Raw genomic sequence first — 21,565 nt, 5'->3', positions numbered from 1 at the left:
CATGGATGTCAGTAGCGCGCCCGATCATCCCTCGCCCGTACAATACGCGCACCCCTGCGCTTGGGATGTGCCGCTACCCGAACTGACCGTGCCCGGCCTGCTCGAACGCGCCGCCCGCGACGCGCCCGGTGCGTGCGCGATCGATTTCATGGGGCGCGGATTTTCCTATGCCGATGTGCTGGACGAGGCGCGCCGCGTGGCTGCGGGCCTCGGCGCGCGCGGCATCGGCAAGGGCGACCGCGTTGGGCTGTTCCTGCCCAACGTGCCGATCTACCTTTCGGCCTACTACGGCGCGATGATGGCAGGCGCGGTGGTGGTCAATTTCTCGCCGCTCTACACCGCCGCGGAACTCGAGGCGCAGGTTGCCGATTCCGGCGCGCGACTGTTGGTGACGGTCGATGTGGCGAGCCTGCTGCCGACCGCGTTGAAGGTGCTCGACGGCTCGAACCTTGAAACGCTGGTGGTCGGCAGCCTTGGGGCAATGCTGCCGTGGACCAAGCGGATCGCGCTGGCGATACTCGGGCGCAAGGCGCTGGCCACGATCCCGGCGCGCGCCAACGTCGTGCGATGGGAGCACATGCTGGCGCGGCCCGATGTCGCACTGCCGCCGGTCGCCCGCGCCGACCTCGCGCTGCTGCAATACACCGGCGGCACCACCGGGCGGCCGAAGGGCGCGATGCTGAGCCACGCCAACCTCGCGACCAACGCGCTGCAGGTCGAGGCGATCGATCCACGGCAGGGCGAGCGCGACGTGATCCTGGGCGTGCTGCCGCTGTTCCACGTGTTCGCCAACACCTGCGTGCTCAATCGCACCGTCGCCAACAAGGGGACGATCGCGATGCTGCCGCGGTTCGACGCAAAGCAGGCGCTGAAAACGCTCCAGCGGGTGCGAGCAACCGCCTTCCCCGGCGTACCGACGATGTACCAGGCGCTGCTCGACCATCCGCAACTCGCGAGAACCGACTTCTCATCGTTGCGGGTCTGCATCTCGGGCGGGGCACCGCTGCCGGCGCCGGTGCGCGACGAGTGGGAACGGCGGACGGGATCGCGGCTGGTCGAAGGCTACGGCCTCACCGAATCGAGCGGCGTGGTCTCGACCAATCCCTACGAGGGGGAGCGGCGGTCGGGTACGATCGGCCAGGTCCTGCCGCACACCCGCGTGCGCCTGCTCGACAAGGAGGACGCGACCCGCGCCGCTCCGGCGGGAGAGCCGGGCGAATTGGTGGTCGCCGGGCCGCAGGTCATGCATGGCTACTGGAACCGGCCCGATGCGGCGGCCGATGCGTTCGTCGAGGCGGACGGCACCCGCTGGCTGCGTACCGGCGACGTGGCCGAGATCGACGCCGACGGCTTCATCGCGATCGTCGACCGGATCAAGGACATGATCGCGGTCGGCGGCTTCAAGGTCTTTCCGAGCCAGGTCGAAGCGGTCCTGCTCGAACATCCCGCGGTCAAGGAGGCACTCGTCCTCGGCCTTCCCGACGCCTACCTTGGCGAGATGCCGCGCGCATTCGTGACTATCGACGATGGCGTGCCCGCCACGGGCGCGGAGCTCGCCGAGTGGCTCAACGCGCGCGTCGGCAAGCATGAGCGAGTGAGCGGGGTCGACGTGCGCCTGAACCTGCCCAAGACGATGATCGGCAAGCTCGACCGCAAGGCCCTGCGGGCCGAAGTGATGGCCGATCAGGCCCCGGTGTAGTCGCGGTACCAGCGCACGAAGGCGGGTACGCCGACCTCGATCGGAGTCGACGGGCGATAGCCGGTCGCTTCGGTCAGCGCGTCGATGTCGGCGTAGGTCTTGTGGACGTCGCCCGGCTGCATCGGCAGCATTTCGAGCGTCGCCTTGCGGCCGCATTCGGCTTCGAGCAGATCGATGACCTTCATCAGGTGCTCCGACCGGTTGTTGCCGATGTTGTAGAGCGCGTGGGGCCCGCGGCTGCCGCCCGCCTTCTCCGCACCGTCATCGGCCGGCGGCCGGTCGAGGCACGCGATCACCCCGCCGACGATGTCGTCGATGAAGGTGAAGTCGCGGTACATGTCGCCGTCGTTGAACACCGGCAGGCTCTGTCCCGACAGGATCCGGTTGGTGAAGTTCCACAGCATCATGTCGGGCCGGCCCCACGGGCCGTAGACGGTGAAGAAGCGCAGGCCGGTGAGCGGCAGGCGGAACAGGTGGGCGTAGCTTTCGCTCATCAGCTCGTCGGCGCGCTTGCTGGCGGCATAAAGCGAAACCGGGTGGTCGCTGCGGTCGGCGACCGAGAACGGCAGCTTGGCGTTCCCGCCGTAGACCGAGCTCGAACTGGCATAGACCATGTGCCGCGTGCCGCGTGCCCGCCCGACTTCCAGCATGGCGAGGTGGCCGACCATGTTCGCCCGGGCATAGGCCATCGGGTTGTCGATCGAATAGCGGACACCCGCCTGCGCGGCGAGGTGGACGATCGCATCGAATTGTTCGCCCGCTAGCGCCGCGTCGAGCGACTCTGCGTCGGCAATATCGACCTGCTTGAACGCGAACCGCTCGCCGCCCGGCGCCGAGGCGACGCGGGCGAGCCTGTCGTGCTTGAGCGAGACCGGATAGTAGTCGTTGAGATTGTCGATCCCGAGCACGGCATCGCCGCGCGCGACCAGTGCTTCGCTGACTGCCGATCCGATGAACCCGGCTGCTCCGGTGACGAGTATTCTCATGGCCGCGCGGGGTAGGGCCGCGCGCGGCCAGATTCAACGATTAGCTGGCGAGCGTCAGCTTCGGCTCGCTGTCGTCCGACGGGGGCGTTGCAGCGGCAGGTGCGCCAGAAGCCTTGGCCGCGGGAGCGGCACTGCGGCCAGCGACGCGGTGGGCGAAGCGACCCTCGACCGCCGCACCCTGTTCGATCGTCAGCGCGTCGTAATGGACATCGCCGCTGATCCGCGCCGTGCGCAGCACGACCAGCTCGCGCGCGGTGATCGATCCGCTGACGCTACCGGCGAGCCGGGCGGTTTCCGCCTCGACCGCACCCTCGATGTGGCTGCCTTCGCCCTGGACGATGCTGGCGCACTTGATGTCGCCTTCGATCCGGCCGTCGATGTGCAGGTCCACGGTCGCCTCGATGTCGCCACGGATGACGACGTCGCTACCGATGATCGAGAAGGTCGAGCCGCTGCTCGCGCTCGGCCTAGCCACGGGCGGGCTCACGGGCGTCGGGCTGTACTCGTCGGGCTTCTTTGAGAACATGGGGGGCTGCCTCCAGGAAGGGGCGCGGGTTCACCGCGCGGTCGTTGACGCGCACCTCGAAGTGGAGGTGCGGACCGGTCGAACGGCCGGTCGATCCGATCGCGCCGATGACGTCGCCGACGGCGACCTCTTGCCCCACGCGCGAATGGAACTTGGACATGTGGGCATAACGGGTGACGAGCCCGTTGCCGTGGCTGATCTCGACCACGTTGCCGTAACCGCTCTTCTGGCCGACGTAGCTGACCCGGCCCTTGGCGGCTGCGTAGATCGCCGCGCCCACCGGACCGCGGAAATCGAGGCCCGAGTGCATCGCCGATTCGCCGGTGAACGGATCGCGGCGGAAGCCATAGCTCGAGGTCAGCATCTCGACCGCGGCGGGGCGGTACTGCGGGATGCCGGCGAGGCTGCGGTCGAGCGCTTCCATGCGCGCGAGGCTGAGACCGAGCCGCTCGAAGCGCGGGTCGATCGAACCGTCGCGATTGGTCGCGAGCTTGACCAGGGGACCACCCATCGCGGCGCGGCTGGCCGAGCGGACCATCGCCCTGGGATCGAGGCCCAGCTTGCGGATCGCGGCGGCGCTGCGTTCCGACCGGCGGTCGGCGTAACGGGTGAGCTTTTCGACGAAGGCAAGCTGGCGCGCCTCGATCCGGGCGAGCGCGGCCGCCTCGGGGATCATCGCGCTGACCTTGTCGATGGTCTTGCCGGCTTCGGTCGTCGAATCGCTCACGGTATCGCCCGCGACGATGTCCGCCGGAAGCGACTCGGTCGCTTCGTCGATGAAGTCCTGGCGCCGTTCGAGATCGGCGGCGATCGCGCCGATGTTCTTGCGGTAGGCGCCGACGCGCTCTTCGGAGCTGGCGACCTGCGCCTCGCGCTCGAGCAGCGACAGCCGGTCGGCGGCGGCGCGGTACTGCAGCCAGCCCATGACGGCCATCGACAGGCCCCACGCGACGAGCGCGGTGAGCACCGCGCCCGCGACGATCATCTGGAACCTGCTGGTGAGTTTGATAAAGCGAACCTGTCCCTGCGACCGCATGAAAAACTCGCGGTCCGGAAACCAGGTGCGCAGGCGATTGAGCCAACCGCCAGCGACTGCGTTCATGTGAGGTACGACCCCTATGTCCCGTTCTTATCCCGGCAGGCGGCTAACAGTTGTTATGTGAGAGGTCGAATCGACTCGGGCGGACTCGGGGCGAGTCGAGCGAGTCGCGGGATGAAACGTTCCAAACGGTGGAAATATTCGAATCAACGCGGGAACATAGAAGCGCGTCAGGGGTTTGCCGGCCCGCAGTTTTCCTCGCTGGTCTTGCGGCGAGCGAGTGGTAGAGCGGCACTCATGGCGCTCGACGATGCCCCCTCCGATACGACCGCGATGGTCGCAGCGCTCGCCCGGGCAGGGCGGACCGCGCAGCGCACGCTCGGCGCGCTGTCGAGCGAAGCGCGCGCCGAGGGGCTTGCGGCGGCGGCGGACGCCCTGCGGTCCGAGTCCGCGGCGATCCTTGCCGCCAATGCGCTCGATGTCGCCGCGGGAGCCGCGGCCGGACTATCGTCCGCCATGCTCGACCGGCTTCGGCTCGACGAAGAGCGTCTGCGTGGGATCGCCGATGCCGTCGATGCGGTCGCGGCACTGCCGGATCCCACCGGCGCGGTCATCTCGCGCGACGAACGGCCCAACGGCCTCGTGCTCGAACGCGTGCGCATACCGATCGGGCTGATCGGGATCATCTACGAAAGCCGTCCCAACGTGACCGCCGATGCCGCCGCGCTGTGCGTGCGGGCGGGCAATGCGGTGCTGCTGCGCGGGGGAAGCGAGGCGGTCCACTCGAACCGCGCGATCCACGCAGCGATGGTGCGCGGTCTCGAGAGTGCGGGCGTGCCGGCCGAGGCGGTCCAGCTCATGCCGACGCAGGACCGTGCGGCGGTGGGCGCGATGCTCGCGGCGGCTGGACTGATCGACATGATCGTCCCGCGCGGGGGCAAAGGGCTGGTCGCGCGCGTGCAGGCCGATGCCCGCGTCCCGGTGCTCGCGCATCTCGACGGGATCAATCACACCTACGTCCACGCCGCCGCCGATCCGGCCAAGGCACGTGCGATCGTGATCGATGCCAAGATGCGCCGCACCGGTATCTGCGGGTCGATGGAGACGCTGCTGATCGACGCCGCCTATCCCGATACGCCCGCGCTGCTTGGTTCGCTGATCGAAGCGGGTTGCGAGGTGCGCGGCGACGCGCGCGCGCAGGCGGTCGACCCGCGGGTCGCTCCGGCAACGGCCGACGACTGGAACACCGAATACCTCGACGCGATCGTCTCGGTCGCGGTGGTCGACGGGCCGGACGAAGCGATGGCGCACATCGCCGCGCACGGCTCGCAGCACACCGACGCGATCGTGACCGACGAAGAAGGCGTAGCGGCGCGCTTCCTCGCCGAAGTCGATTCGGCGATCGTGATGCACAACGCCTCGTCGCAATTCGCCGACGGGGGCGAATTCGGGCTGGGTGCCGAGATCGGTATCGCGACCGGACGGCTCCATGCACGCGGGCCCGTCGCGCTCGAAGGCTTGACGACCTACAAGTGGCTGGTGCGCGGCACCGGCCAGGTGCGCGGCTGAGGGCGGACGAACGCCGTTTTGTCCGGCATGATCGTCACCGGCCTCCTCGGGGGCAGTTTCAATCCCGCGCATCGCGGTCACCGGCAGATCAGCCTCGCGGCCATCGACCGCATCGGCCTCGACGAGGTCTGGTGGCTGGTTTCGCCGGGCAATCCGTTGAAGCCGCAGGCGGGGATGGCGCCGCTGCGCGCCCGGGTCGCCTCGGCGAATCTGGCCGCGCGCCGTGCGCCGATCCGGGTGACGGCGATTGAGGGCGACCTGGGCACGCGATACACCGTGGATACGCTCAAGGCGCTGATCCGGCGCTATCCCAAGCGGCGCTTCGTCTGGATCATGGGGGCGGACAATCTTGCCCAGTTCCACCGCTGGAAGGACTGGCGCACGATAGCCCGGCTGGTGCCGATCGCGGTCTTCGCGCGCCCCGGCTTCGAGGCGAGGGCGTTCGCCAGCCCTGCGATGGCGCTGCTCGGGCGGCACCGCGTGTCGCCCCGAGCGCTTGGTCGCAGCGGCTTGGCGCTGCCCGCGATGGCGTGGGTCCGCTTCGATCCCGATCCCATTTCCGCGACGGCGTTGCGCAAGGCAAATCCGCACTGGGCCGACCGGTTCGCTCGCGCGCAGGTGCGCGACGATGTAACGCGCCGCCGCGTGGATTGAGGCAGGAATGTCACCATCGCCGCCCCGAATCGGGCGTGGGTCCGATCGGCGTTGCGGCGCATAGCAATGAACGGTATGCTGCGGGTTGCCGGTGCCGCTCGCAGGTATCGGTCCGCCGTCGGGGAGGCCCGTTCCCGCCGCGCGGTATCACCAACGAAGCGGGCGTACGGAGTGCCTCGGCCCAAGTGCTGACGCGGTTCGATTGTCGATCCATGCCGGCCCGTTGCCGGTTCGTCCGCTGGCCGGCCGCCACTCTCCATCGTGCTGATCCCGGCCGATCCATCCTTGCGGGGGAAACCCTGCAGGGATGATGCGCGTTGTAGCCTCCGTGCCGTTCGCAACATCTCTCAGGAGCTCGCTCACCGCCTATGCATCAGGCGCAACCCTCGCCGGCCGCGGCCGGCTCAACCGGATCCGGCATGCCCCAGTCCGATAATACGTCCGACAAGCCCGCCGACCGGCTCCATGCGCTGGTCATGGCGCAGCTCGACGACGACCAGGCGCAGGAAATCGTCTCGATCCCGCTCGCCGGGAAAAGCTCGATCGCCGATCACATGGTGATCGCTTCGGGCCGCTCGACGCGCCAGGTCGCGTCGATGGCCCAGAAGCTCGCCGAAAAGGTCAAGGCCGAAGGCTTCGGCTCCGCCCGCGTCGAAGGGCTGCCCGCCGCCGACTGGGTGCTGATCGATGCCGGCGACGTCGTCGTCCATCTGTTCCGCCCCGAAGTGCGCAGCTTCTACAACCTGGAGCGCATGTGGGGCTTCGGCGACGAGAAACTGCCCTCGACCGGAACCGCGTAACATCCAGCTCCACGTCATTGCCCGTGGTAAGATCGCCCGCTCGCCCGAGGCTGAGCTGGTCGCGCGATACGAGAAGCGCATTACCTGGCCGATCAGGCTGACCGAGCTGCCCGAGACCGGCGGGCGCGTGCCCGATGCGCTCACTCCGACGCGCACCGTCCTGCTCGACGAACGCGGCAAAACCCTCTCGTCCGAGGCATTCGCCGCGATTCTCGGCCGGTGGCGCGACGAGGGCGTGCGCGAGACGCGGTTCGTGCTCGGCGCGGCGGACGGGCATTCGGATGAGGAACGCGCGGCCGCCGACCTCCTGCTGGCGATGGGCGCGATGACGTGGCCCCACCTGCTCGCCCGTGCCATGCTGATGGAACAGCTCTATCGCGCGACGACCATCGTCGCCGGACACCCCTACCATCGTAGCGGCTGATCGGGTTAGAGGGGGTCCGATGCGAACCGCGCTTGCCCTGACCGCGCTGCTGACGGCCGCCGCCGCGCTTTGGCTGGGCGCAAGCTCGGCCACGGGGCAGCTCGGCGGTGGGTACAGCAACGTCGGCGAAACGCGCAGCGCGCTTGCGCAGGCGCGCGACCAGGCCCGCGCCGCTGCAGTGCGCGCAGGGCAGCTGGAGGGCGCGGCGCGCGCAACCCGCGAAGCCAGCGAGAAGACTGCGCGCGAAGCCGCCGCGGTCGCCGCCCGCATCCAGGAATCGGAAGCCCGGATCGCCGCTGCGCGCGCCCGCATGTCGCTCGCGAGCGGCGAACGGCAGGCGCTCGAACGGCGCCTTGCAGTCCGGCGCGAACCGCTCGTCAAACTGACCGCGGGCCTGCAGAAGCTCGCGCGCCGCCCGCTCGCGCTCGCGGTGCTGCGGCCGGGGTCGCTTCGCGAAACGGTGTACCTGCGCGCCATCCTGGACACCACGCTACCCGAAGTCCGCCGCCGCACCGCCTCGCTACGCGGCGAACTGGAACGGGCCGAAGCGATCGAGCGCGAATCGCGATCGGCGCTCGGCGCGCTGCGCGACAGCGAGGGCAAGCTCGCCCAGCGGCGCAACCGACTCGCCGCATTGGAAACGAAGCAGCGGCTCGACGCTCGCCGCGTTGGCGGCGAGGCCGCACGCGAGGCGGAACGCGCGCTCGCTTTGTCGGAGGAGGTGCGCGATCTCGATACGCTGGTCGGGAGGCTCGATGCTGCGGGCACGCTGCGCGAGACGCTCGCCACGCTGCCGGGGCCGCTGCTGCGCCCGGCGCGTCCTGATGCGAGCGTTGTGCTCACAGCCGAGACAACACCGCCTGCGCCGACAGTTCGCGCACCCGATTTCCAGGTGCCCGTCACCGGTCGGACGGTTGCTGGGTTCGGCGCGCCGGACGAGGCCGGATTGCTAAGCAAGGGCATCCGTTTCGCACCTGCGAGCGGGGCGCAGGTCGTCGCCCCGGCGCCCGGGCGGGTCGCCTTCGCGGGCCCGTTCAGCGGTTTCGGGCGGATCGTGATCGTCGATCACGCGGGCGGGTTCACCAGCCTCGTGACCGGCCTCGCGCGGGTCGAAGTAGCGGTCGGAGAAACGCTCGTGCGTGGTGCGCCGTTGGGGGTCGCCGATGCCGGTCGGCCGCTCGTCGGATTCGAGTTGCGCAAGGACGGAACCCCGGTGAACCCCGCCGAGTTCGTTCGATGAGCGGCTTCGGCTCACCGTACCGCCGTCTTTGCCTCATCTGGCGTTAACCCCCCGCGCGCGATACACAGGGCGCCTACTGCCACAGGAATTTTCGCGATGAAGCTTGTCTCCACCCGCCTTTCCGCCCTGGTGCGCTCGGCCGCGCTGGTCAGCGCGATCGCGCTGATCCCGGCGACCACCGCCGGCCTTGCGCAGGTCGACAGCCAGGCCTCGCCCGAGTTCGCCAAGCTGTTCGCGGTCTACCAGCGGATCAAGGCGAGCTATGTCGAGCCGGTCGAGGACGACAAGCTGATCCGCGGCGCGATCGACGGGATGCTCGCCAGCCTCGATCCGCACTCCGCCTATCTCGACGGCGGCGATCTCCAGCGGCTCGAGACGATGATCGACGGCAACTACTCCGGGCTCGGCCTGTCGGTCGTGATGGAAGACGGCGCGGTCAAGGTCGTCAGCCCGTTCAAGGGCAGCCCGGCGGACAAGGTGGGCATCAAGGCGGGCGACTTCATCACCCACCTCGATGGCCAGTTGGTCTATGGCGGCGAGCTCGACGACGCGGTCGCCAAGATGCGCGGCCCCTCGGGCTCGAGCATCCGCCTGACGATCTTCCGCAGCGGTCGCGAAGAGCCGTTCGACGTGACCGTGACGCGCGGCGTGATCGAGCTCGAACCCGTCACGCACAAGCTCGAAGCGGGCAACATCGGCTACATCTCGGTCAACGAGTTCAGCCGCGACGTCGGCTCGGACGTGTTCGCCGCTTGGAACGCGATCAAGCGCGAGTCTTCGGGCCGGGTGAACGGGTTGGTGCTCGACCTGCGCCAGAACCCCGGCGGCTCGCTCGACGAGGCGGTGGCGCTCAGCGACCTGTTCCTCGAAAAGGGCCAGATCGTCTCCCAGCGCGGCCGCGCGCGGGGCGAATCGCTGCAGTATGAAGCCGAAAGCGTGTTCAAGGGCGACATGGCCAAGGGCGTGCCGGTGATCGTACTGATCGACGCGGGCAGCGCCTCGGCATCCGAAATCGTCGCGGGCGCGCTGCAGGACCAGCGCCGCGCCGTGGTCATGGGCGACCGCAGCTTCGGCAAGGGCAGCGTGCAGACGCTGCTGCCGCTAGGCCGCACCGCCGCGCTCAAACTGACGACCGCGCGCTATTACACGCCGTCGGGCCATTCGGTGCAGGAAGGCGGGATCAAGCCCGACATCATGGTGCCGCAGCTCAGCGATCCTGACCTCGCCAAGCGCGAGAAGTTCCGCCTGCGCGAATCGGACTTGCGCGGTCACCTCGTCAACGAGGCGGCGCTGAAGGACGAGGACATGGAGCGCGATCGCAAGGACGATCCGCGCTTCCAGCTCACCGCCGAACAGCTCAAGGCCAAGGGGGTGGAGGACTTCCAGCTGACTTACGCGCTCGACACGCTCCGCCGCACGTCGCCGAGTGCGGTGGCGCGCCGCAACTGATGCGAGGCTCCTCGATGAAGCGCGCCCAGCGGCTCGCGTTGGCCGTGCCCGCACTGCTGCTCGCCGGAGCCTACGTGTCCGAATACGGGTTCGGGCTCCATCCGTGCGAGATGTGCTGGTGGCAGCGCTATCCGCACTTCGCTGCCGTCGGCCTCGCGCTGCTGTCGTTCGTCGTCGCGCCCAAACGGGTGTGGATCGCCCTTGCTGCGGTCGCGATTCTGGTATCGGGCGCGATCGGGGCGTTCCACGCCGGGGTCGAATACGGCTGGTGGGAAGGGCTGACGACTTGCGCCACGGTATCGTCGGGCGGGGGCGATCCGCTCGAAGCGATCATGAACGCGCCGCTGGTGCGCTGCGACGAGGTCCAGTGGAGCCTCTTCGGGATTTCGCTCGCGGGGTGGAACTTCCTGATCTCGACCGTCGGCGGGCTGGCGGTTTTCGTGCTCCTCGGAAAGCGCCGCGGTGCCTGACACAGCGCGCATGATCCGCGTCGACCAGGCGGGTGAATACGGCGCGCAGCGGATCTATGCCGGACAGCTTGCGGTCATGGGCGACCGTGCGCCGCACGCGGGCGAGATCGCCGCGATGGCCGAGCAGGAGCGCCGCCACCGCGAGGCGTTCGACGCGCTGATGGCGGCGCGCGGGGTCCGCCCCACGGCCTTGCAGCCGTTCTGGCACTCGGCGGGTTACGCGCTCGGCGCGGCGACCGCGCTCATGGGGCCCGAAGCTGCGATGGCCTGCACCGCCGCGGTTGAGGAGGAGATCGACCGGCATTACTCGGCGCAGCTCGATGCGCTGGAGAAGGACGGCAAAGATCCCGAGCTGTCGGCGATGATCGCCGAGTTCCGCGACGACGAGCGCGCGCACCGCGAAGCGGCGCTGGCGGCCGGGGCTGAACGCGCCCCCGGTTATCCGCTGCTGTCGGGTGCGATCCGGCTCGGCTGCCGCATTGCGATCCGCCTTGCAGAGCGCATCTGAGGAACCTTGCCCGGCGCCCGTGCGCTTCATAAGGCATTCACTGCCGTTGTGGCTCCTTCGGGCCGCATAAAAAGGATACGACCGATGATCCGCCGTTTCGCCCTGCCGCTGCTCGCCGCAACAGCCTCCGCGTTCGCGGTGCCCGCCGCCGCCCAGGACACCGGCGGCGACAAGGTCCGCATGGTCATCGTCTATGGCGAGGACGCCGCGCCGCAGGCCTCCAGTGACGAGATCCTCGTCGTCGCCCGCCTGCCCGAGAACGACCGCTACCGCATTCCAGAGGCGCTGCGCTTTAGCGACGACCCGGCCAACATGGCCTGGGCTCGTCGGGTCGAGCGGCTCGACCTCGTCGGCAAGTCGGGTACGATGTCGTGCTCGACGGCTGGCGCGGGCGGCTTCACCGGGTGCACCCAGCAGCTCATAAACGCGTTCTATGCGGACAAGCGCGAGAGTGCGGACGTGCGCTTTTCGGAACTGATCTCCGCCGCGCGGGCCGAGCGTCTGTCGACCATCGACACCGATGCCGCCGAACAGCAGGCGCGGGTCGAGGAGCTCGAGAAGCAATACATGGAGCGGCTCGAGCGCGAACGGAGCGCACCGCTGCCGGGCGAGGCGCCCACGACCGCGCCCGCTACGCCTCCGGGCGATGCCGCGCCGATCATGCAGGGGCCGAAGTGACCGCGCACATCTCGGGATAGCCTGCCCTTAACGTTTCGTGGTTAATGCGGCCGGCATGACACGCCCGCTCAAGGTCCTCACCGTCTTCGGCACCCGGCCGGAGGCGATCAAGATGTTCCCGCTCGTCCATGCCTTCGCCGCCGACGCGCGGTTCGACGGGCGGGTTTGCGTGTCGGGCCAGCACCGCGGGATGCTCGACCAGGTGCTGGAGATCGCGGGTGTGGTGCCGCACCACGATCTCGACCTCATGCAGCCCGACCAGACGCTCGACACGCTGACCGCCAACCTCCTCACCGGGATCGGCCGGGTGCTCGATGCCGAGCGACCCGACTGGGTGGTGGTGCAGGGCGATACCGCGACCGCGATGGCGGGCGCGCTGGCGGCCTACTACCGCAAGATTCCCGTCGCCCATGTCGAGGCAGGACTGCGCTCTGGCAACATCCACCACCCGTGGCCGGAGGAAGTGAACCGAAAGATCGTCGGCAGCTTCGCCGCGCTGCACTTTTCCCCCACCGAGACCGCCGCCGCCGCTTTGCACCGCGAGGCGATTGACCCGGCCACCATCCACGTCACCGGCAACACGGTGATCGACGCGCTCCGCTGGGTCACCGCGAAGATCGAGCGCGAGCCGCAGCTCGCCGCCGGTCTCGCCGACCTCGAGGCGCGGTTCCAGGGCAAGCGCATCATCGGGATGACCAGCCACCGCCGCGAAAACTTCGGCGGCGGGATGGAAGGCATCGCAGAGGCCGTCGTGCGCCTCGCCGCGCGCGACGACGTGGCCGTGATCTTCCCCGTTCACCTCAACCCGAACGTGCGCGCGGTGATGAACGAGCGGCTGGCTGGCCTCGACGACGTCGCGCTGATCGAGCCGCTCGACTATCCCCACTTCGCGCGCCTGATCGATATCTCGACCCTGATGCTGACCGACAGCGGCGGCGTGCAGGAAGAGGCGCCCGCGCTGGGCAAGCCGGTGCTCGTGATGCGCGAGACGACCGAGCGGCCCGAGGGGGTCGAGGCGGGCACCGCGCGCCTCGTCGGCACCGATCCCGACCGCATCGTCGCCGAGGCCACGCGCCTGCTCGACGATGCCGACGCCTATTCGGCAATGGCCCGCGCGCATAATCCGTTCGGCGACGGCCATTCGGCTGCACGCATCGTCGAGGTCCTTGCTGCCGCTCGCTGAGACAGCGTTACCGCTATGTTTACCGCTCCGCCGTAGTGCGGACCCGCAATGCAATTCGCGGGATCAACAATGCGCGGCGATACCAATCCGGAAGTGTGCGTCATCGGGCTCGGCTACATCGGCCTGCCGACAGCGGCGATCATCGCCCGCGCCAATTGCCGCGTGACCGGAGTCGATGTGTCGCAGGCCGTTGTCGACACGATCAACCGCGGCGAAATCCATATCGAGGAGGTCGACCTCGACGGCCTCGTCCACGGCGTCGTCCAGCGCGGGATGCTGTGTGCCGCGACCGAGATCGCGCCTGCCGACGTGTTCGTGATCGCGGTGCCGACCCCGTTCGAGAAGGACGGCAACCACACGCCCGACATCTCCTACGTGATCGCCGCTGCGACCAGCCTCGCCGCAGTGCTCAAGAAGGGTGATTGCGTCATCCTCGAATCGACCTCGCCGGTCGGCACGACCGAGGCGCTGCGCGACCGGCTCGCTGCGCTGCGACCCGACCTCGCCATGCCCGGCCTGAGCGCCGGGACACCCGACGTCTCCATCGCCTACTGCCCCGAGCGGGTGCTACCGGGTCGGATCCTTGAGGAACTGACCCACAACGACCGTTCGATCGGCGGGATCACCCCGCGCTGCGCGCGCAAGGCGCTGGCGTTCTACAAGCTCTTCGTGCGCGGCACTTGCGTCACCACCGATGCCCGCAGCGCCGAGATGACGAAGCTGGTCGAGAATGCCTACCGCGACGTGAACATCGCCTTCGCCAACGAACTCAGCATGATCGCCGACCGCATGGGCCTCGACGTGTGGGAGGTGATTCGCCTCGCCAACCGGCACCCGCGGGTGAACATCCTCCAGCCCGGACCCGGCGTGGGCGGGCACTGCATCGCGGTCGATCCGTGGTTCATCGTCCACGGTGCACCCGAGGAATCGCGCGTCATCCGCACCGCGCGCGAAGTCAACGACGCCAAGATGCACCACGTCCTCGCCAAGGCCGCCGCGCTGGTCGAGGCGAACCCGCATGTGCCGGTTGCCTGCCTCGGCCTCGCGTTCAAGGCCAACATCGACGACTTCCGCGAGAGCCCGGCGCGCTACGTTGCAGCGAACCTCGCCCGCCAGTTCGGCGATCGCGTACGGGTGGTCGAGCCTTACGCCGCCCGGTTGCCGGTCGAGTTCACCGACACGGGCGCGACACTGGTCGATCTCGACACCGCGCTGGAGACCTGCGGGGTGCTGATCGTGCTGGTCGACCACGACCTGTTCCGCGTCGTCCCGCTCGAAGAGCGCAGCGGCGCGATGGTTTACGATACGCGCGGTATCTGGCCCGAATCTGCGAACAAGGAACCGCCGCCGCCGCTGCGGTTGGCGAGCTAGACCCCGTAGTATTCGCGGTACCAGGCGACGAATCGCCTGATGCCTTCGCGATAGCCGGTGGCGGGGCGATAGCCCGTCAGCCGCTTCAGCAGTTCGGCGTTCGCCCAGGTCGCCGGAACGTCGCCCTTCTGCATCGGCATGTAATTGCGCTTCGCCTCGACCCCGCACTCTTCCTCGATGGCCTCGATAAAGTCGAGCAGGCGGACCTTGTCGCTGTTGCCGATGTTGACGACGCGGAACGGAGCGACCGGGCTGAGGCTGTCGCCGTCCTCGATCGCGTCCTTGCTCTCGGGCCGCACCGGCGGCGTGTCGACCAGCAACCGGATGGCCCGGACGAGGTCGGTGACGTACGTGAAGTCCCGATACATCTCGCCGTTGTTGTAGATGTCGATCGCTTCGCCGCTCAGGATGCCCTTGGTGAACTTGAACAGCGCCATGTCGGGCCGACCCCACGGCCCGTAAACCGTAAAGAAGCGGAACATCGTCGTCGGCAGGTTCCACAGGTGAGCGTAGCTGTGCGCCATCGATTCGCCGGCCTTCTTGGTCGCGGCGTACAGCGTCATCTGTGTCTCGACCCGCTCAAGCTCGTCGAACGGCATGTCCTCGTTCGCGCCGTAGACGCTGCTGGTGCTCGCCATCAGCAGGTGATCGACCGCCAGTTCGCGGGCGCATTCCATCACGTTGAACGTGCCAACGATGTTAGCGTCGATATAGGCGCGCGGGTTCTCGAGGCTGTATCGCACCCCTGCCTGCGCGGCGAGGTGCACGATCACATCGGGCTTGTCGGCCACCATGAGGTCGCGCAGGCCGTTGAAGTCCTCGAGCATCCCGACGTGCGCCGTGAAGTGCTGGTTCTGCAGCAGTATCTGGTGCCGCCGCTCCTTGATCCGCACGTCGTAGTAGTCGGTCATCCCGTCGAAACCGACGACGCGAAAACCTTCGTCGAGCAAAAGTTGCGACAGGTGGTAGCCGATGAATCCGGCACTTCCCGTGACGAGGACCGTACGCATCGTCAAAGCGTCCAGTCGGCCGCGCATCCGAGGACGCCCTTGAGATCGGCGAGCGTGCCGCCCGGCAGGACTCGCTCCCGGAGCTTGTCTGCTCCCATGGCGAGGTATTCCATGTGTGACACCGCCAACAGCACGAGATCGTAGCCGCTCTCCAGTGCCTGCGGGGACAGTTCGATCCCGTATTCGTGGACTGCTTCCTCACTGTCGGCGTGCGGATCGTGGACGGTTACCGCATGACCTCGCCGCGCGAGCGCCGCGACCAGGTCGGCGACCTTGCTGTTGCGGAGGTCGGGCACGTCTTCCTTGAAGGTCAGGCCGAGTACCAGTGCCTGGCCGGCTTTGCCGCCGCGCGTTTCGTGCAGGCGATCGGCGACCCATTCGGACATCGCATCGTTGGTGCTTCGACCGGCTAGAATCACCCGCGGGTCGTGGCCGAGTTCCTCGGCGCGATGCGAGAGATAATAGGGGTCCACGCCGATGCAATGACCGCCAACGAGGCCCGGCGAGAAGGGCAGGAAGTTCCACTTGGTGCGTGCCGCCGCGAGGACATCCCACACCGAGATGTCCATCTTGGAAAAGATTTGCGCGATCTCGTTCATGAAGGCGATGTTGATGTCGCGCTGGGCGTTTTCGATCACCTTGGCCGCCTCGGCCGCCTTGATCGAGGCGGCGCGGAACACGCCCCCGGTGGTCACCGCGCCGTAGAGTTCGGCGACCCGCTCGAGCGTCGCGTCGTCCTGGCCCGAGACAACCTTGGTGATCTTGTCGACCGTATGCTCGCGGTCCCCCGGATTGATCCGTTCGGGGCTGTATCCGAGCATGAAGTCGACCCCGCAATGAAGCCCGGAGACCGCCTCGAGGATCGGTCCGCACAAGTCCTCGGTCACGCCGGGGTAGACGGTGCTTTCGTAGACCACCACCGGCGTCTTGCCCGCTGCGACCGCCGCCGGCAGCATCGCGCCGACGGTGCGAGAGGCGGCCTCGACGATCGACAGGTCCGGCCTGTTCGCGGCGTCGATTGGCGTCGGAACGGTCACGATGTAGAAGTCGCTCGGCGGGCAGGCGGCGGGATCGTCGGTCAGCGCGAGAGTGCTCGCGGCGAGCCGCTCGCCGTCTATCTCGCCCGTTCGGTCGAAGCCGTCGCGCAGCTCGGCGATGCGTTGCACGCTCACGTCCATTCCCGTGGTCGGAACATGGCGCGCCAGTGCCACCGCCAGGGGCAGCCCGACATAGCCCAGACCGATGACCGTTACCGCTTGACCCGAAGCAACCAACGTACGCCTTTCAATTGCCTGATTTGGTTGGCGCGCCTCTAGGCGAGGCCGGGGAGTGGCGCAACCGCGAGCCTTCCTAGCGAATGTGCCGATTCTTGCATTCGCGCCCGGCTATTGCCTCGTGCCCGGAAACGGCCTTCTTGTGCCGCACAGGCAATCTGCTAAGGCGCGCGGCTTGCGATGAATTTGTTCCCCGCGAAGGGGGCGGTCGAGGGCGCAGGTTGAAGCTTTTCCACACATTACGGTCGCGTGATGAGGGCAAATTCTGGGCGCTTGCGCTGTGGATTCTGGCGACCTTCCTGATGGGCGGCGGCGCGCGCGACGACATCACCTCGCTTGTGATCCTGCGCCCGCTCGCGGCAGTAATGCTTGCCGTTGCAGCATACAAGACGACGGCCGCGGACATGCGGCCTTTTCGTTCGCTGCTCGCAATTCTCGGAGCAATCGTGGCGCTTGTCGGGCTGCAACTCGTGCCGCTGCCGCCGGCGGTGTGGCAGGCCCTGCCGCAACGCGAACTGATCGCCGATATTGATCGCGCCGCGGATCTGGGGTCTGTCTGGCGCCCGCTGTCCATTGCGCCGCCGCGTACATGGAATGCGCTTTTCGCGTTGATGGTCCCGGTTTCGGTGGTTCTCTTTGCGATAAGGCTGGACGGGCGGCAATCCGCACGAATGGTCAAGGTCGTGCTGGCGATCGGCCTGCTTTCGGTACTCTTCGGCGCACTCCAGCTGGTCGGGGGGTCTGGCGCGTTCCAACTGTACATCGTGCACAATGCGGGTGCAGCAAACGGGCTTTTCGCCAATCGCAACCATCAGGCCGTATTCCTGGGATGCCTGTTTCCGCTGTTGGCGGTTTTCGCCAGCGGACGCACACTTGATGCGGGCCAGCGCCGCTTCCGGACGATCGTAGCCGCTACTGCTGCTCTCACCCTCATTCCCGTCCTGCTCATAACCGGCTCGCGGGCGGGGCTCGCGTTCGGTATAGTGGGTCTCTTGGCGGCCTTGCTGGTCTACCGGAAACAGGAGCCTGCGCCTGCCAAGTCGCGAAAGCCCAAACAGCATCGCTGGCAGAATCTTCTCGCCGACAATCGCGTGATCTATGCCGGGTTCGGCGTCGCGACCACCGTGTTGATCGGCGTCACAGTTTTCCTGTCGCGCGCGGAATCGCTGCGCCGCCTGCTCGAATCCGGAGAGTTAGGCGAAATGCGCGTGGCATCGCTGGGTCCGGTCAGCCGTCTGGCGATGGAATACCTCCCCTTCGGTTCCGGTGCCGGAACGTTCGTTGAGGCATTCTTTCGGGCGGAGCCGCGATCGTTCCTTGCCCCCACTTACTTGAATCACGCCCATTTCGATTATCTAGAATGGGCGGTGACAGGAGGTGTCCCTGCACTTGCCATCGTGGCCGTCGCAGCCGGATTCGCGCTGTTCGCCGCGATCCGCCTGTTCCTGCGCGCCCGCATCGCGGACGCCGGGGTGCAGCTGGGCCGCGCGGGACTTGTGGTCCTCGCCATCCTTGCGGGTGCCAGCATCGTCGATTATCCGCTGCGCACCCCGGCGATCTCGGCATTCGCGGGGCTGGCGGCGGTGTGGGTTTGGCGCGGCGCCTTTGCGAAAAAGCCCGGGGCACCCGCTTAGGGCTGGCAATCGGCGTTCATTTACTTTAGCCGCCGCATCTCAAGCATGCTTTGAACGGGTTACAGTTTCATGTTGTTTTTCCGCCTGCTTGCGGTGTTGATCGCCGCCAGTCAGTTGTCGGCATGCGCGTCGCGTGGGCCGGTCGGTCCCTTGCAGGGTGCGTCTGGGCCGACATCCTCGATCCAAGTCGTCAATTCGGGTGAGCTGCCGGCGCCGACCGTAGGCGACTTCACTGGCGACACTCTGCCCTACCGCATCGGCGCTTACGATGTGCTCGACATCGGCGTGTTCGGCATCGAGGGGATGGAGCGGCGCGAAGTTCGGGTTGACGGAGCGGGTCGCGTGGCCTTCCCGCTGGTGGGCACGGTGGATGCCCTGGGGATTACCCCGGCCGAACTCGAAACCCGCCTGGCCGATCGCCTGCGGGCCAATTACGTGCGCGACCCGCGGGTTTCGGTGAATCTCAAGGAACAAGTCAGCCAGACCTTCACGGTAGCCGGGCAAGTGCGTGAGCCGGGGAACTTCCCCCTGATCGGCAAGATGACGCTGGTTCGCGCCGTTGCGCGGGCAAAGGGCTTGGACGAGTTCGCCAAGACCGACGAGGTGCTGGTATTTCGGCAAGTCAATGGACAGAAGATGGCCGGACTGTTCGACATCCGCGGGATCGAGCGCGGCAACTACGATGATCCGGCGATCTACCCCAACGATGTGATCATTGTCGGCGACAGCGCCCAGCGGCGCCTGATCCGCGACATCATCGGTATTGCGCCGACGCTGCTCGCGCCGCTGATCGTCACCCTGGCCAACAACAATTGAGCCGCGACGAAAAGCGGACGGATCGCAGATCATGAACGAAATCACCGCAGCCTATAACGACAACCTGGCGTTCGAAGACCAGATGCTGCCCGATGAGCAGAACCGGGAGGCGCCGATCCTGCTGCAGTACTGGCATCGTCTGGTGCGGTGGCGCTGGGTGGTGATCGGGATCATCGTTGCCGCACTCGCGCTTGGCGTGGTGGCGACCTTGCTGATGACGCCGCAGTACACCGCGACTACACGGCTGGAAATCAGTCGCGAAGAGCAGAACATCACCAACGTCGAGGGGATCGAGCCGACCAACGCCACCCGCGACGAGGAGTTCTACCAGACGCAGTATTCGAACCTCGAAGCGCGGTCGCTTGCCCAGCGCGTGGCGCGCAGTTTGCGCCTGGCGAACAATCCGGCGTTCTTCGCGGCGCATGGCGTTGACGCCGATCAGGGTCTCCTGTCGGGTGCCAGCGCAAGCGAAACCCGGGCGTCGCGGGACCAGCAAGAAGACGAAGTGATCGATCTTCTGCTCGAAAAGGTCGAAATCGCGCCGATCACCCGGTCGCGGTTGGTCGATATCCGCTATACCAGCGCCGACCCGGACTTATCGGCGACGATTGCCAACAAGTGGGCCGAAGAATTTATCGCCCAGAGCACCGACCGCCGTTTCGCGTCGACATCCGATGCGCGCAAGTTCCTTGAAGGACGACTGGCGGACCTGGCGCAGAAGCTCGAGGAGTCCGAGCGCCGTGCGGTTGCCTATGCCGCGGCGAACGACATCGTCTCGCTTGGTAATAGCGTAACGCCCGATGGGCGCACGATGGTTGATCGAACGCTCATTTCGAGTGACCTCGAAGCGCTCAACAGCGCTCTCACCCAGGCCACCGCCGACCGTATCGCCGCCGAAAGCCGCGTGGGCCAGCGCGGCCCGATGGAAGAAAGCGTCAATAACGTCGGCCTTACAAACTTGCGCCAGCGCCGCGCCGAGCTTGCGGCACGCTATGCCGAAATGATGGTCCAGTTCGAACCCGGCTATCCCGCGGCACGTGCCGTGCAGCAGCAGATCCAGTCGCTCGACAGTGCGATCGCCCGCGAAGAGGGACGCGTCTCTTCCACCCGTTCGACCGCTTATCGGGAAGCTGCGGCGCGCGAAGCGACGCTGCGCGACCGTGTCGCCGCGCTCAAGGGGCAACTCAGCCAGCAGCAGTCGTCGTCGATCCAATACAATATCTTCCGCCGCGAGGCCGACACCAACCGTCAACTCTACGACAGCCTGCTCCAGCGCTACAAGGAAATCGGCGTAGCGGGTGTTGCGGTGAACAACATCTCGGTGATCGATCGGGCAGAAGTGCCCGGGGCGCCGTCTGCCCCCAACCCGTTCGTCAACCTCGCGCTCGCCTTCATCGGCGGTCTCGGCGTTGCCTTCCTGGTGCTCATCGCTCTCGAACAGATCGACGAAGGTCTGCGCGAGCCCGGTGCCGTTGGCCGCTTACTGGGGGTACCGTTGCTCGGCAGCGTGCCGCAATCTGCGACCGACGCACCCAAGGACCTGCTGGCGGACGGCAAGTCCGAACTCTCGGAGGCGTATTTCAGCGTCTATTCGAACCTGGCGTTCTCGACCGCGCACGGCTTCCCGAAGTCGATGATGGTCACCAGTTCGCGTGCGCAGGAAGGCAAGACGACGACAAGCGTCGCGCTTGCCACCACGATCGGCCGAACCGGTCGCTCCGTCCTGCTGCTGGATTGCGACCTGCGGTCTCCGTCGTGCCACCTGCTGCTTGACGCGCAGAACAAGCGCGGTGTGAGCAACTTCCTGTCGGGCGAAAACGATTGGCGCAGCCTGGTCCAGGAAACCTCGAGCCGCGGAGTCTCGCTGGTCAGCACCGGGCCGACCCCCCCGAGCGCCGCCGAACTGTTCAGCAGCGATCGCCTCGCCGAACTCATCGCGCTCGCCAGCCCCTCATACGACCACATCGTGATCGACGCTCCGCCGCTGCTCGGCCTTGCCGACGCGCCGCTGATCTCGCGGTCGGTGGAAGGCGTCGCATTCGTGATCGAATCGCACGGCGTCGCGGTGCGAGGGCTGCGCTCTGCCCTCGCACGCTTGCGCCAGGCGCACGCCCGCGTGTTTGGCGCAGTGGTGACCAAGCTCGACGAGCGGACTGCGGGCTATGGATACGGCTACGGCTACGGTTACGGCTATGGCAAACAGGCGGAAGACTGACCGCCCCGGTATCGTATTGC

20 protein-coding genes are annotated in these 21,565 nt (G+C 67.4%); 15 read left to right on the top strand and 5 right to left on the bottom strand.

Going from position 1 to position 21,565, the window contains the following annotated elements:
- Position 1: 1 nt before the first annotated feature.
- Positions 2–1,699, top strand: coding sequence for a long-chain-fatty-acid--CoA ligase (locus tag ACWPMX_RS13210; RefSeq protein ID WP_455700793.1), 1,698 nt, complete (start codon positions 2–4; stop codon positions 1,697–1,699).
- Here ACWPMX_RS13210 and ACWPMX_RS13205 read toward each other — a convergent pair.
- The 3 genes from ACWPMX_RS13205 to ACWPMX_RS13195 are packed head-to-tail and all read right to left on the bottom strand — an operon-like array spanning position 1,684 to position 4,313.
- Positions 1,684–2,685 (bottom strand): NAD-dependent epimerase/dehydratase family protein, encoded by a 1,002-nt coding sequence (locus ACWPMX_RS13205; protein WP_455700455.1) that lies wholly within the window; start codon positions 2,683–2,685, stop codon positions 1,684–1,686. The two genes, ACWPMX_RS13210 and ACWPMX_RS13205, sit on opposite strands and share 16 nt — an antisense overlap.
- A 40-nt stretch (positions 2,686–2,725) precedes the next feature.
- Positions 2,726–3,160 (bottom strand): bactofilin family protein, encoded by a 435-nt coding sequence (locus ACWPMX_RS13200; protein WP_455700454.1) that lies wholly within the window; start codon positions 3,158–3,160, stop codon positions 2,726–2,728.
- Positions 3,153–4,313, bottom strand: a complete 1,161-nt coding sequence (locus ACWPMX_RS13195; RefSeq protein WP_455700453.1) for a M23 family metallopeptidase — start codon at positions 4,311–4,313, stop codon at positions 3,153–3,155. Before ACWPMX_RS13195 ends, ACWPMX_RS13200 begins: the two co-directional genes overlap by 8 nt.
- A gap of 234 nt (positions 4,314–4,547) precedes the next feature.
- On the opposite strand from ACWPMX_RS13195, the gene ACWPMX_RS13190 reads away from it, so the two are divergent.
- From ACWPMX_RS13190 to wecC, 11 genes are all read left to right on the top strand, one after another.
- On the top strand, positions 4,548–5,819 hold the full coding sequence (locus ACWPMX_RS13190) for a glutamate-5-semialdehyde dehydrogenase (protein ID WP_455700452.1): 1,272 nt from the start codon (positions 4,548–4,550) through the stop codon (positions 5,817–5,819).
- Between the two features lie 27 nt (positions 5,820–5,846).
- Entirely contained in the window at positions 5,847–6,473 is a 627-nt protein-coding gene (locus ACWPMX_RS13185) for a nicotinate-nucleotide adenylyltransferase (RefSeq protein WP_455700792.1), read from the top strand.
- Between the two features lie 419 nt (positions 6,474–6,892).
- Entirely contained in the window at positions 6,893–7,273 is a 381-nt protein-coding gene (rsfS, locus tag ACWPMX_RS13180) for a ribosome silencing factor (protein WP_455700451.1), read from the top strand.
- A 1-nt stretch (position 7,274) separates the two neighbouring features.
- Positions 7,275–7,697 carry a 23S rRNA (pseudouridine(1915)-N(3))-methyltransferase RlmH gene (locus tag ACWPMX_RS13175; RefSeq protein WP_455700791.1) on the top strand — a complete coding sequence of 141 codons (423 nt, stop codon included), beginning with the start codon at positions 7,275–7,277 and terminating at the stop codon, positions 7,695–7,697.
- A gap of 19 nt (positions 7,698–7,716) precedes the next feature.
- Complete coding sequence (locus ACWPMX_RS13170) at positions 7,717–8,937, top strand: murein hydrolase activator EnvC family protein (protein WP_455700450.1); 1,221 nt, start codon at positions 7,717–7,719, stop codon at positions 8,935–8,937.
- Positions 8,938–9,033: 96 nt separating this feature from the next.
- Positions 9,034–10,386 carry a S41 family peptidase gene (locus ACWPMX_RS13165; RefSeq protein WP_455700449.1) on the top strand — a complete coding sequence of 451 codons (1,353 nt, stop codon included), beginning with the start codon at positions 9,034–9,036 and terminating at the stop codon, positions 10,384–10,386.
- Positions 10,387–10,400: 14 nt separating this feature from the next.
- On the top strand, positions 10,401–10,856 hold the full coding sequence (locus tag ACWPMX_RS13160) for a disulfide bond formation protein B (protein WP_455700448.1): 456 nt from the start codon (positions 10,401–10,403) through the stop codon (positions 10,854–10,856).
- Positions 10,857–10,866: 10 nt separating this feature from the next.
- Positions 10,867–11,364 (top strand): demethoxyubiquinone hydroxylase family protein, encoded by a 498-nt coding sequence (locus ACWPMX_RS13155; protein WP_455700790.1) that lies wholly within the window; start codon positions 10,867–10,869, stop codon positions 11,362–11,364.
- Positions 11,365–11,448: 84 nt separating this feature from the next.
- Positions 11,449–12,042 (top strand): hypothetical protein, encoded by a 594-nt coding sequence (locus ACWPMX_RS13150; RefSeq protein ID WP_455700447.1) that lies wholly within the window; start codon positions 11,449–11,451, stop codon positions 12,040–12,042.
- A 55-nt stretch (positions 12,043–12,097) separates the two neighbouring features.
- Positions 12,098–13,225: a non-hydrolyzing UDP-N-acetylglucosamine 2-epimerase gene (wecB, locus tag ACWPMX_RS13145; protein ID WP_455700446.1), complete on the top strand. Its 1,128-nt coding sequence runs from the start codon at positions 12,098–12,100 to the stop codon at positions 13,223–13,225.
- Between the two features lie 69 nt (positions 13,226–13,294).
- Positions 13,295–14,596: a UDP-N-acetyl-D-mannosamine dehydrogenase gene (wecC, locus tag ACWPMX_RS13140; protein WP_455700445.1), complete on the top strand. Its 1,302-nt coding sequence runs from the start codon at positions 13,295–13,297 to the stop codon at positions 14,594–14,596.
- On the opposite strand, the gene ACWPMX_RS13135 is transcribed toward wecC, so the two are convergent.
- Both ACWPMX_RS13135 and ACWPMX_RS13130 read right to left on the bottom strand, forming a co-directional pair.
- A complete protein-coding gene (locus ACWPMX_RS13135) occupies positions 14,593–15,606 on the bottom strand; it encodes an NAD-dependent epimerase/dehydratase family protein (protein ID WP_455700789.1) in 1,014 nt (337 codons plus the stop codon). The genes wecC and ACWPMX_RS13135 overlap by 4 nt on opposite strands.
- 2 nt (positions 15,607–15,608) lie before the next feature.
- Positions 15,609–16,880, bottom strand: a complete 1,272-nt coding sequence (locus tag ACWPMX_RS13130) for a nucleotide sugar dehydrogenase (RefSeq protein ID WP_455700444.1) — start codon at positions 16,878–16,880, stop codon at positions 15,609–15,611.
- 95 nt (positions 16,881–16,975) lie between these two features.
- On the opposite strand from ACWPMX_RS13130, the gene ACWPMX_RS13125 reads away from it, so the two are divergent.
- From ACWPMX_RS13125 to ACWPMX_RS13115, 3 genes are all read left to right on the top strand, one after another.
- Positions 16,976–18,514 (top strand): O-antigen ligase family protein, encoded by a 1,539-nt coding sequence (locus ACWPMX_RS13125; protein WP_455700443.1) that lies wholly within the window; start codon positions 16,976–16,978, stop codon positions 18,512–18,514.
- A gap of 72 nt (positions 18,515–18,586) precedes the next feature.
- Complete coding sequence (locus ACWPMX_RS13120) at positions 18,587–19,330, top strand: polysaccharide biosynthesis/export family protein (RefSeq protein ID WP_455700442.1); 744 nt, start codon at positions 18,587–18,589, stop codon at positions 19,328–19,330.
- A gap of 31 nt (positions 19,331–19,361) precedes the next feature.
- Complete coding sequence (locus ACWPMX_RS13115; RefSeq protein WP_455700441.1) at positions 19,362–21,545, top strand: GumC family protein; 2,184 nt, start codon at positions 19,362–19,364, stop codon at positions 21,543–21,545.
- Positions 21,546–21,565: the final 20 nt, after the last annotated feature.

Source organism: Tsuneonella sp. HG094 (genome assembly GCF_053819285.1).
This window is presented reverse-complemented; position numbering and strand designations above follow the sequence as displayed.